This window comes from Pedobacter jeongneungensis, assembly GCF_039538295.1.
Classification (GTDB): domain Bacteria; phylum Bacteroidota; class Bacteroidia; order Sphingobacteriales; family Sphingobacteriaceae; genus Pedobacter; species Pedobacter jeongneungensis.
In genome coordinates this window covers 501,315-512,463 of the sequence record NZ_BAABBY010000004.1, presented here as the reverse complement: position 1 = coordinate 512,463, position 11,149 = coordinate 501,315, and the positions used below count along the sequence as shown (strand labels likewise).

At 37.6% G+C, this 11,149-nt stretch carries 11 protein-coding genes; 8 read left to right on the top strand and 3 right to left on the bottom strand.

What is annotated here, in order from left to right:
* The first annotated feature begins 456 nt into the window (after positions 1 to 456).
* The 4 genes from rpmH (at position 457) to tsaB (ending at position 2,610) form a co-directional block, all read left to right on the top strand.
* On the top strand, positions 457 to 615 hold the full coding sequence (rpmH, locus tag ABD769_RS10320) for a 50S ribosomal protein L34 (protein WP_010601723.1): 159 nt from the start codon (positions 457 to 459) through the stop codon (positions 613 to 615).
* A gap of 67 nt (positions 616 to 682) precedes the next feature.
* Positions 683 to 1,081 (top strand): ribonuclease P protein component, encoded by a 399-nt coding sequence (locus ABD769_RS10315; RefSeq protein ID WP_344851345.1) that lies wholly within the window; start codon positions 683 to 685, stop codon positions 1,079 to 1,081.
* Positions 1,065 to 1,295 carry a membrane protein insertion efficiency factor YidD gene (gene yidD, locus ABD769_RS10310; RefSeq protein WP_344851344.1) on the top strand — a complete coding sequence of 77 codons (231 nt, stop codon included), beginning with the start codon at positions 1,065 to 1,067 and terminating at the stop codon, positions 1,293 to 1,295. The genes ABD769_RS10315 and yidD overlap by 17 nt, the downstream gene beginning before the upstream one ends.
* 619 nt (positions 1,296 to 1,914) lie before the next feature.
* The gene (gene tsaB, locus ABD769_RS10305) at positions 1,915 to 2,610 is read left to right on the top strand and encodes a tRNA (adenosine(37)-N6)-threonylcarbamoyltransferase complex dimerization subunit type 1 TsaB (RefSeq protein WP_344851343.1); all 696 of its coding nucleotides are present in this window, start codon (positions 1,915 to 1,917) and stop codon (positions 2,608 to 2,610) included.
* Between the two features lies 1 nt (position 2,611).
* Here the strand turns inward: tsaB and ABD769_RS10300 are convergent, their stop codons facing one another.
* Positions 2,612 to 4,024, bottom strand: coding sequence for a DUF5723 family protein (locus ABD769_RS10300; protein ID WP_344851342.1), 1,413 nt, complete (start codon positions 4,022 to 4,024; stop codon positions 2,612 to 2,614).
* 30 nt (positions 4,025 to 4,054) lie between these two features.
* Positions 4,055 to 5,623, bottom strand: coding sequence for a hypothetical protein (locus ABD769_RS10295; protein ID WP_344851341.1), 1,569 nt, complete (start codon positions 5,621 to 5,623; stop codon positions 4,055 to 4,057).
* Between the two features lie 90 nt (positions 5,624 to 5,713).
* Here ABD769_RS10295 and ABD769_RS10290 point away from each other — a divergent pair, with 90 nt between their 5' ends.
* The 3 genes from ABD769_RS10290 to ABD769_RS10280 all read left to right on the top strand — a co-directional run bounded on the left by ABD769_RS10290 (position 5,714) and on the right by ABD769_RS10280 (position 9,485).
* Positions 5,714 to 6,100: a DUF423 domain-containing protein gene (locus tag ABD769_RS10290; RefSeq protein ID WP_187590850.1), complete on the top strand. Its 387-nt coding sequence runs from the start codon at positions 5,714 to 5,716 to the stop codon at positions 6,098 to 6,100.
* Positions 6,100 to 8,580, top strand: coding sequence for a replication restart helicase PriA (priA, locus tag ABD769_RS10285; protein WP_344851340.1), 2,481 nt, complete (start codon positions 6,100 to 6,102; stop codon positions 8,578 to 8,580). Before ABD769_RS10290 ends, priA begins: the two co-directional genes overlap by 1 nt.
* A gap of 248 nt (positions 8,581 to 8,828) precedes the next feature.
* Complete coding sequence (locus ABD769_RS10280) at positions 8,829 to 9,485, top strand: protein-L-isoaspartate(D-aspartate) O-methyltransferase (RefSeq protein WP_344851339.1); 657 nt, start codon at positions 8,829 to 8,831, stop codon at positions 9,483 to 9,485.
* Between the two features lie 93 nt (positions 9,486 to 9,578).
* Here ABD769_RS10280 and smpB read toward each other — a convergent pair whose 3' ends face one another.
* Positions 9,579 to 10,028: an SsrA-binding protein gene (gene smpB / locus ABD769_RS10275; protein ID WP_025142641.1), complete on the bottom strand. Its 450-nt coding sequence runs from the start codon at positions 10,026 to 10,028 to the stop codon at positions 9,579 to 9,581.
* 551 nt (positions 10,029 to 10,579) lie between these two features.
* Between smpB and ABD769_RS10270 the strand changes: the two genes are divergently transcribed.
* A complete protein-coding gene (locus ABD769_RS10270) occupies positions 10,580 to 11,059 on the top strand; it encodes a TlpA family protein disulfide reductase (RefSeq protein ID WP_344851338.1) in 480 nt (159 codons plus the stop codon).
* Positions 11,060 to 11,149: the final 90 nt, after the last annotated feature.

Sequence of the window (11,149 nt, the reverse complement as noted above, 5' to 3'; positions counted from 1 at the left end):
GAGAGGCGTTAATTTAACTAAACAAAAACCGCAAATTCTCAGGACAGGGAACCTCTTTTGCCCATAAAAAAAGAAAAAGATTCCAAAGCCACTTGAAAAAGAGTTTTATTCATAGGAGGTTTATTTTGCGGCGGCCTCTGCTTTTATTATTGGCCTGTTCCCTGCTAACGCCTGATGCTAATAACAGGGGGATATCTTCACGATTTCCTTATTTCGTTCCATAGGAACGAATCATAGGTAGAAAAATATGCAGTGTGCATTTTTTCGTTCCGTAGGAACGTTTGATGAAATAAATAAAGCAAGTAATCATTTAAAATAGCAGCATGAGCCCCGGTTTTTCAAAAGATTTTTTAAATTTGCATTAAATAGAAAAAATAATAATTAATCACTCTTGCATTTGTAGAGAAATCACTTTATATTTGCACCTCTTAATTTTACAATAGATAATATACAGTCATGAAAAGAACATACCAACCTTCGCAAAGAAAGAGAAGAAACAAACACGGCTTCCGCGAAAGAATGGCAACAGCTAACGGCAGACGAGTATTAGCATCACGTCGTGCTAAAGGAAGAAAAAGATTAACAGTTTCTGACGAACGCAAGCATAAAGCATAATTTTTGATTGCTTTTCCGCTAACCCGGAATTGGCAGATCAAAATCTGCAGTTATCAATCAAAAATATATGTACACATTCAGGAAAGAAGAACGGTTATGCAGCAGGAAACATTTAGACCTGTTGTTTAAAAACGGTTCTTCTTTTTTATTATACCCATTCCGGGTTTCTTACCTCTTTATTGATGAAGCCGCTGATGTACAGGCGCAGGTGGTAATCAATGTGCCTAAAAAACGTTACAAACGGGCAGTCGACCGCAATCTGCTTAAACGCCGCATCCGCGAAGCTTACCGCTTAAATAAACAGGATAAATTATATTTTCCATTGCCATCCAACAGGGGATTGCTTTTGTTTTCCATCCAGTTTGTGGGTAAGGATAAATATGAATTTGCCTTTATTGAGAAAAAACTGATCGCTACCTTTAAGCGTTTCCAAAATTTAATTCAGCCCAATGAAGTTGATCAATAAAATTTTCGGCTGGTTTTTTTTAGGCTTGATTAAAATTTATCAATACGCCATTTCGCCTATGCTCGGCGCAAATTGCCGCTTTACTCCAACTTGTTCCCAATATGGCATAGAAGCCATTAAAAAGTACGGACCATTTAAAGGAGGCTGGCTGGCGCTAAAACGCATTGGGAGGTGTCATCCCTGGGGTGCGCACGGGCACGATCCGGTTCCATAGTGGTTTATTGGTCATTGGTCATTAGTTTATTCACTCTCGATCGTCATTTCGACTGAAGCATAGCGAAATGGAGAAATCTACTTAAAAGGTCCTTCATTGCATTCAGCATGACAGACAAAAAAGGGATTTGACTTGAGACTTCACATTATTGGTCATTAGTTCTTTCACTCTCGATCGTCATTTCGACTGTAGGATAGCGAAATGGAGAAATCTACTTAAAAGATCCTTCATTGCATTCAGGATGACAGATAAGAAAGAGACTTGACTTGAGACTTCACATTATTGGTCATTAGCTAATTCACTCTCGATTGTCATTTCGACTGTAGCATAGCGAAATGGAGAAATCTACTTAAAAGATCCTTCATTGCATTCAGGATGACAGATAAGAAAGAGACTTGACTTGAGACTTCACATTATTGGTCATTAGTTTATTCACTCTCGATCGTCATTTCGACTGTAGCATAGCGAAATGGAGAAATCTACTTAAAAGATCCTTCATTGCATTCAGGATGACAGACAAAAAAGGGATTTGACTTGAGACTTCAGACTGACTACGAACTCATCTAAACCATCTTCCATAATCCCTCTTACATTTTCCATTTTTACTTATCTTTGCCCTATGGCTAAAATACTTCAAATAGAAACCGCTACGGCAATTTGTTCTGTGGCGTTATCTGTTAACGGCGAAACTATTTCATTTAAAGAAGAGCAGGGACAAAATCTGCATGCAGCTAATCTAACACTGTTTATTGATGAAGTGGTTAAAACTGCCGGGATAAGTTATCAGGAATTAGATGCCATCTCAGTAAGTAAAGGCCCGGGATCTTATACTGGTCTGCGGATCGGTGTTTCTACCGCAAAAGGACTCTGTTATGCCTTAGATAAACCCTTAATTGCCATCGAAACATTGGAAATGATGGCTGCTGGCTTCTTGTCTGAAAATTCCGATTATTCAGGTTTAATCTGTCCGATGATTGATGCCCGCAGAATGGAAGTTTACACGACGGTTTTTGATGATCAGTTGAATATATTATTACCAACTGAAGCTAAAATTATTGACGAAACCAGCTTTGCAGATTTGCTTAACCAACAAACCATTACCTTTTTGGGAGACGGAGCAGCCAAATGCGCTGATGTTTTAACGCATCCAAATGCCAGGTTTGATGCTGCCAATTTTAATGCCGCACCATACATGTCTAAATTAGCTAATCAGGCTTTTAATAAAGGCAATTTTGAAGATGTAGCTTACTTCGAACCTTTCTACCTGAAAGATTTTGTAGTTACCCAATCTAAAAAACAACAGTCGCAAGGCTAACTTATTTTCTTTTAAAGATCGAAAACAGGCTTTTAAAGAAACTTCCACCTTCACTGTTATCATTGATGCCCGGTATAACATCGGCAAATTGGGGATGGTTAACCACGTTTCCAAATTTAATGCCTACACCCATATAAAAAGAAGCACCGTTAGGTCCGCTGCCTACAGTAGCATCATGTTTAATGGTTCCAATCGTTTGGAAGCTGGTGGCAACCAGATTATCGGTTCCTAAAAACAGTTCGAAATTAGGTGTCTGGTATTTGGCCTGCAATCCTACCATAAAAACACCATTCAGGTTATATAAAGGGGTTACACTTCCCGAAAAATCATTGGCAATAAAAGTATTCACGAAGGCAATGTCCCCACCTTTATAAAACAGGTTTTTCGAAACAGCTAACGCCGGTTTGTAAAAACCATACCGTTTAGACATATAAACATCCAGTTTAGCATTGGTAGGGGCCAAAAACTTTTTAGGTTGCTCTGCAAGCAAGAAAATGTCTTTTATTTCCTGGTTGGTATTCGATTGATTATGTTCCAGGTTCTCAATCAATTTCGATTGATTGATCGTAGTACGCTGTGTATTGCTGCGCCACCATATAAAACCTAAATCTTTAACATTGGCCATCATGAAGAGGCCTTTCCTGGTGGTATAATTTGTTCCAAAACCCAATGACAAACCAGGATTCTTAAAATTAGGAAAGAAATTTTTCTTATTAATCTCATTAAAATCAGAGAAGTTGGCTGAATATGTTCCATCCAAACCAATCAACAGGGCAGAAGCTTCAGGATCGATATAAAGATAAGAATTGGAGATATCTAGCTTGTTATATAAAATACCACTTAATAAACTGGCTTTCAAACCAAAGGCAAGTCTTTTGTTCCAGTTTTCACGGTAAGTAAAGCTGAACTGGTGGTAACTTTGTTCGTATCCTTTAGTATCGAATATTCCTGTATATTGCTGCCCTTTGTTAAAACGTTCAAAAGAGTCGAAAATGGCTAAAGTTTCATTGGTGTAATCTACATTTGCATCCGATCTGATCTGCCATGAAAACCCCATTTCCTTTTGGTATTTATATGATTTAAAAAGACGGAAAGTGGCTACATAAATATTGCTGTTTTCAAAGAAATGGTTAATTTCTCCTGTTCCGATAGGTAAACCAGTGGTATTATACTGGCCCTCTTGCGTTAATCTTCGAACAATATATTTAGAACTGCCCTTGTTGATGGCATTAACCCCAAAATATGGCAGGAAAAAATTCGAAGAAAATTTTCGCGACGAATCCAGTGTAAAAGATTTTTGAGAAGGGTTTTCGAAAGCGTCGAACATCGTTTTCGTCCCGAAAAGTGCATATTGTTGTGCATTTGCAACCCCGAAGCTGGTCAAAGCCAGTAACGCAAGTAAAAGTTTCTTCATGTAGGTAGTTTTGTCTGGAATAATTTCTTATTAACGGTTACTTAACGAATCTGGTATTTCTGGTTTTAAATATTTGTTTAAAAGCAAGTTAGTAATGAACTTGTTCCGGTCTGCACTCATCTGGTAATAAAAAGTATCGAAACTTTTTAAACCACTATCGGCCCTTAAATGTTTGTAAAAACCCAATTGAATATTGTTTCTGAAAATATCAGCTGAATTTTTAGTATTGATGTAATAACTCACGTTAGAAGTGGTCGAAATCTGGTTAACCGCATCTAAATACTGCGGTGTTTGGATCAAAAGCCTGTTGTTTTTGTAGTCGTTTAAAAACGATTGTACCGTACTCGCATTATTGGCCACCACTAAATTGTTATCTACAATGGTATAATAAGGCCGGCCAAATTTTTTAAAAGGTTCTCCAAAATAACTGTATAATATATCTGCCGATTTAAAAAGCTTAATGTCTTCATTATAATCAGCACTCACATCAAGCAACAGTTGTTTCACTTTTTCGCCGTTGGATAATGAAATTGCCCCGAGTTTTTCTGTCGTGCTCAATTGAAAAAGTATAAATTGATTTTTCGTATAAACCGGAAATATAGTATTCAGGTCTATTCTGTATTCATCCTTTATTTTTTTGATTACTCCGCTGGTTTTATCTATTGCTTTTGTTTGCTCCTGCCAAATATTTAGCTTTTTTAACCATTTGCTGTAATCATCATAGGCAAAGAGCGCATAATTTGCGGTATTATCGGGCAAGATATTCTGTATCGAAGTATTCTGAGGTTCCATACTTTCGAACAGCTTAAGGTAGTTTTGCTGGTCTTTTAACTCCGTATTTCCACTAAATAGGATTTTTTCTTTACTGAAATTGTAATTGAGTACCGCAAAACTATTCTGTTTGTTCAAAAAGGTAATTTCTCCGTTTATATTTCCTGCAATAATATTCTTTAATAGCAAAGGTGCCTGGTTAAAATTGATATACACATTTGCCAGCACATTTTTAATCTGCCTGTTGTTTTCTTTAATGTATTCTGTAAATGGATTTTCAGTTAAACGTACGTTGGCATCATTAATCAGTTTTAATGAGGTAGAAACGGTTAATACCTGATCGTGAACACCCAGATAAACCGATACACTATCATTTAATTTAACGGTATAGAGCTCTTTAGAATTTTCGGTGATCGACTTTTTGGTTTTTAAAGCCCCGTAAAATTTTTTAATATCGTTATCCGGCTGGATTTGTAAGGTAATCAGGAAATTTAAAGTTTTGTTCGAGTCGGGGAGTACGCTGATATACACCTGCTGATCTTTCAGGTACTTATTAAGTCCGTTATCGTCAATAATACCTGTTTTTAGCTGCCTTAACAGATTCATTTTATCTTTCCCTAAAACCTGCTGAATCAGTTGCTGACCTTCTATAATATCGTAAAAACCTTTATCATTCTGAAAAGAAAACACCAGGGCGGCATTATTGGTTGCCGATTGCAGCGCCAGGTCTTTCGCATCATTATCGGTACCCAATTTCGAAAAATAGAGATAAGCCATAAAGGCCACGCCCAAAAATAATGCACTTGTTAGAATTACGATTTTTTTCATCTGCTGTGCAACAAATTTAATTTATTACATTGATTAGTGAGAAGTTCTTTGTCAATTTATTAATTTAGCGATTGCTACTAGCAAATCATTATGAATAAACGAATAATCCTTACTGCTTCTTTTTTTGGTGCTGTTGCTGTTTTACTGGGCGCTTTTGGTGCCCATGGCTTAAAAGCTTTAATTGATGCACCATCATTGGAAATCTGGCAAAAAGGTGTTGATTATCAGTTCTATCATACCTTTGCATTATTGTACCTTTCTACATTTGCCCGTTACAGAAACAAGCTGATCAATATTGCTTATTTCTGCTTTACATTCGGCATTATTCTTTTTTCAGGTTCGCTGTATTTGTTGGCTACGCGAAGCATATCGCATTTGGGTTTTACGGAGTTTATTGGCCCCTTAACTCCAATAGGCGGACTTTTATTAGTATTGGGGTGGATAATGCTCTTTTTTGCAGCATTTAAAGATAAATAATGAACAGTTTCGAAAACGATATTTTTGCAGAAAGAGAAACACTTTTTGTTGAAGTTATTTTGCCGTTATCTTTGGCGAAAAACTACACATATCGTGTGCCTTTTGATCTGAACGATCAGATTGCCATTGGTAAACGTGTGGTGGTGCAGTTCGGGAAACACCGCATTTATACCGCATTAATCAGTGGCATTACTACCGTACCGCCAACAGTTTACGAAGCGAAATATATCATCGATATAGTAGATGCCGAGCCTGTAATTACGCCCATGCAGCTCAAATTCTGGAGCTGGATGACCAACTATTACATGTGTAATGAAGGCGATGTAATGGCTGCCGCTTTACCTGCAAGTTTAAAACTGGCCAGCGAGACCATCCTGATCCTTCGTGAAGATTATAATGAAGAGACAGAACTTAGTGATGAAGAAGAAATCATTGTTAATGCATTAAAACAGCAAGAAAAACTCACCGTTAATGATGTTTCTAAGCTGTTAGGGCAGAAAACGGTATATCCCATCATTAATCATTTATTGGATAAAGAACTGATTCTGGTGGCCGAAGAGGTGGTGCAGAAGTATAAACCTTTGCTTAAATCGTTCGTGATGTTGAACGATTTTTATACTGAGGAAGAGAATTTAAAGCAGTTATTTAATGTACTGGAAAGAGCTCCGAAACAATTGGATGCGCTGCTTGGATATTTAAAATTACAAAAATCGAACCTGCCGATTTCAAAAGAGCAACTTTTGGAAGAAAGCAACTGTGGTCCGGCTGCGTTAAAAGCCTTAACCGATAAGGATATTTTTGTGGTGATGAAAAGGCCGGTAAGTCGCCTGGCTACCCACGACGAAGAATTTAGTGTAAATTTCGAGCTCAATGAAGGTCAGCAAAAGGCTTTAGGACAGATTAATCAGTATTTTGAAGAAAAGGAAGTGGTTTTGCTGCATGGGGTTACCGCATCGGGCAAAACGCAGGTGTATATTAAACTCATCGAAGAAATCATCCAGAATACAGATGGACAGGTATTGTTCCTGCTGCCCGAAATTGCCCTAACCACACAGATTGTAGAACGGATTAAACGTTATTTTGGGAATGCCATTGGTGTGTACCATTCTAAATTTAATAACAGCGAAAGGGTAGAAATCTGGAATAAAGTGAGAACAGGTGCTTATAAAGTGATTTTAGGTGCACGTTCAGCTGTTTTTCTTCCCTTCCAGCATTTAAAATTAATCGTGGTTGATGAAGAACATGAACCCTCTTATAAACAATACGATCCGGCGCCCCGCTACCAGGCCAGGGATGCTGCTATTTATTTAGGTTACCTGCACCAGGCCAAAGTGATTTTAGGTTCAGCTACGCCCTCTTTGGAAAGTTATTACAATGCCTTGCAGGGTAAATACGGACTGGTGGAGATGAAGGAACGTTTTGGTGGCGTTCAGTTACCTAATCAGCAAGTTGTTAGCATTTCTGAAGAAACGAAGAAAAAAACGATGAGTTCTTATTTTTCGAGTGTACTCATTAAAGATATTGATCTGGCACTTTCTAAAAAGGAACAGATTGTTTTATTTCAGAACAGGAGGGGCTATGCTACTATTTTGATTTGCGCTACCTGTGGTTATACGCCGAAATGTGTAAACTGCGATGTAAGTTTAACCTATCATAAAAGCAGCGGCAAGCTGCATTGCCATTATTGCGGCTATCAGCAAAGCAGTGTAAATATCTGTCCCGCATGCGGCTCGGTACATGTTGAACAAAAAGGATTCGGTACGGAACGTATTGAAGAAGAACTCCGTTTACTTTACCCCGAGGTTACCATTGCCCGTTTGGATATGGATAGCACCCGGACTAAAAATGGCCTGCAACAGATTTTAAATGATTTTCAGGAAAAGAAAACCGATATTTTAATTGGTACACAAATGGTGGCCAAAGGTTTGGATTTCGATAACCTGAACCTGATTGGCGTAATTAATGCCGATACTTTATTGGGTTACCCCGATTTCCGGGCTTACGAGCGCAGTTTTCAGTTGCTTGCGCAGGTTGCCGGCAGGGCAGGGCGCAGGGCCGACCAGGGGAATGTTTGCATCCAGACTTACGATGCCGAAAACCGGATCATTAAACAGGTGGTGAACAACGATTACGAAGGCATGTACAACGACGAAATTGTGGAGCGGGAGAAATTTCTGTATCCGCCTTTTTCGAGGATGATTTTTCTGTACATCAAACATAAAGATTCGCACGTTTTAGATCATGCAGCGCTTACATTAGCCAATATCCTTAAGGCAAAGTTTGGTAAAAGGGTTTTAGGCCCCGAACAGCCATTGGTAAGCCGCGTAAGGAACCTTTATATCAAGCAGATCATCATCAAGGCCGACAAACATACAGCAATCCAAAAAGTTAAAGATGCCTTAAGGGAAACCTTGACAGAATTTAATGCAACAAAAGAATTTAAAGGGATTTTCACTCAAATAGATGTAGATCCGTACTAAAATGAATGATTCAATGAATGAATGATAGAATGGAGTAACTACCCTAAGTCAAAATTCATTCATTCAATAATTCATTCATTCAATAAGTCAAAATTCAATCATTCAATATTCTCTCATTCAATCCTTAGCCGTTGTGGATAATGTATCATTCTCTAATTCAGCTAATCAATATTCAATCATTGAAAAATTCTGTTATTCTCTCATTTAGTGTTTGTATCACCGTTTAAGAAACGCTAATTTTGAAGCTCATGGCATATAAATTTGTTGATAATTACCGGGAACGTGGGGCAAGAAAAAAACTGGTAGAACTGTTAAGGTCTCGTGGGATTGAAGATGAAAATGTATTGACAGCAATTGGCAAAGTTCCGCGGCATTTCTTTTTTGACGAAACTTTCTGGAACCAGGCCTATAAGGATATTGCTTTCCCGATAGGCGATGGACAAACCATATCCCAGCCATATACCGTTGCCTACCAAAGCGAGCTGCTGCATATCAAAAAAGGTGATAAAGTACTCGAAATCGGAACCGGTTCAGGTTATCAAACCTGCATTTTAATGGAACTGGGCGCCAGTGTTTTTACTATAGAAAGGCAGGAGAACATTTACAACAGAACCATTCAGGTTTTACCGGGAATGGGTTACCGACCTACTTTTTATTGCGGCGACGGATCAAAAGGAATTGCCAAGCATGCACCATACGATAAAATTATCGTAACGGCTGGTGCACCTTTAGTGCCCGAAATTTTATTAAAACAGTTAAAAATTGGTGGTATCCTGGTAATCCCGGTTGGAGATGAGAAAACCCAGAAAATGGTAACTGTTATCCGTGTAAGCGAAACTGATTACGAAAAAATTGTACTGGATACCTTTAGGTTTGTGCCTTTAGTAGGCGACCAGGCATGGTGATGTTAGTTAGGAGTTTGGAGATCGCAGTTTTGACTAAGATCCCAATTTAAAGTTAAATACCTCCCAACTCTAAACCCCAAACTCCAAACTAAATTATCTTTTCATCGCTCTATCCAATTCACGCTTCGTATCTCTATCTTTAATGCTGTCGCGTTTGTCGAATTCTTTTTTACCCTGAGCAAGGGCAATTTCCATTTTGGCGAAACCCCTTTCGTTAATAAAAATGCGTAGGGGAACTATGGTATAACCTTTTTCTTCGCCTTTAAGCTTTAGTTTCCTGATTTCTTTTTTCTGTAATAACAGGGCGCGGTCGCGCTTAATATCATGGTGATAAAAAGAACTGTGACTATATTCTGAAACATGAAGGTTGCGCACATAAAGATTTCCGCCAATAAAAGTGCAGAAAGCATCTGTCATATTCGCTTTACCTTGTCTGATGGCTTTTATTTCAGTTCCTAAAAGGGCTATACCGGCTACGTATTTATCTAAAAGATTGTAGTCGAAATAAGCTCTTTTATTTTTTATGTTGATGTCGTTTTTCAAAATTTATTAAAGTATATGGTATTGTAATATCCGGCAATTAATGAAAATATAAGTGCTAGGTTGCAAATATCCTAAAAATTGATGTGATAATTTAGTTTTAATCACATTAAGTTAGGGTAGGTGCATGGCCGCGTATAATTAATCAGCGATGTTTTTCACTGTTATAATGATTTAGAAATGTACGGATATCGCTTTTGGCAGTTTTAATCCCGCTTTTGCTACAACAAAAGCAGAAAAAGCTTTTGGTTTCCGCGTCAATCGGGTTTATTTAACACAGGCTGGTGCAACACACTTCAACCTTTCATACGCCAAAAATACCCTTGTTCCTAAACCCGACAAAAGTGGCAGCCTCCGATTTTTTCTATCGGAGCTATAACGGATGGCGGGGCTACAACTGCTATGAAAAACTAACGATCGTTTTCAAAAAAAAATTAATTGTAATCTTAGTCAATTACTACAACCAAATAAAATCTTCATCAGTTTGTAAAAGCTAAGGATATATTATTATGTTCGTATTTATTCAATTAAGTTTGAACGTAAAAATATCTAAAATGAAATTCAGGAACCTACTTTTAATCTTATTATTAGCCGTTACTTTCCAGGTAAAAGCACAGCAGCCAACTTTGTTGCCACAGTTTACTTTTTACCGTTTGGATGGGAAAGCTTTTTCTAATACCGATATTAAACAAGGTAAAAAGAACCTTTTTATTTTATTCGATTGTACCTGCGAGCATTGCCAGCGCGAAAGTAAAATCCTGAATACCAATTATGCCAAATTTAAGGATGTAAACATCTACATGATTACCATGGATGAAGGATATATTATTCCGCAGTTTTTCGATTCTTATGCTAAAGGTTTAAATGCAAAACCTAATGTATTGGTGCTGCAGGATAAAAAACGCATATTTATCCCAACTTTTTTACCAAAGCAATACCCAGCTATGTATTTATATTCGCCAGCAGGTAAATTATTAATGTATCAATCAGGCGATGGCGGCATCAAAAAAATGATGACTGTAGTCAGTAAATAATCTTATTTTTTAGCCACAGATTATTACGGATTTTTATAGCTGTGTCTATCCTTTTTATCTGTGGTTAATTATAATTTAGGGCTCAATAAT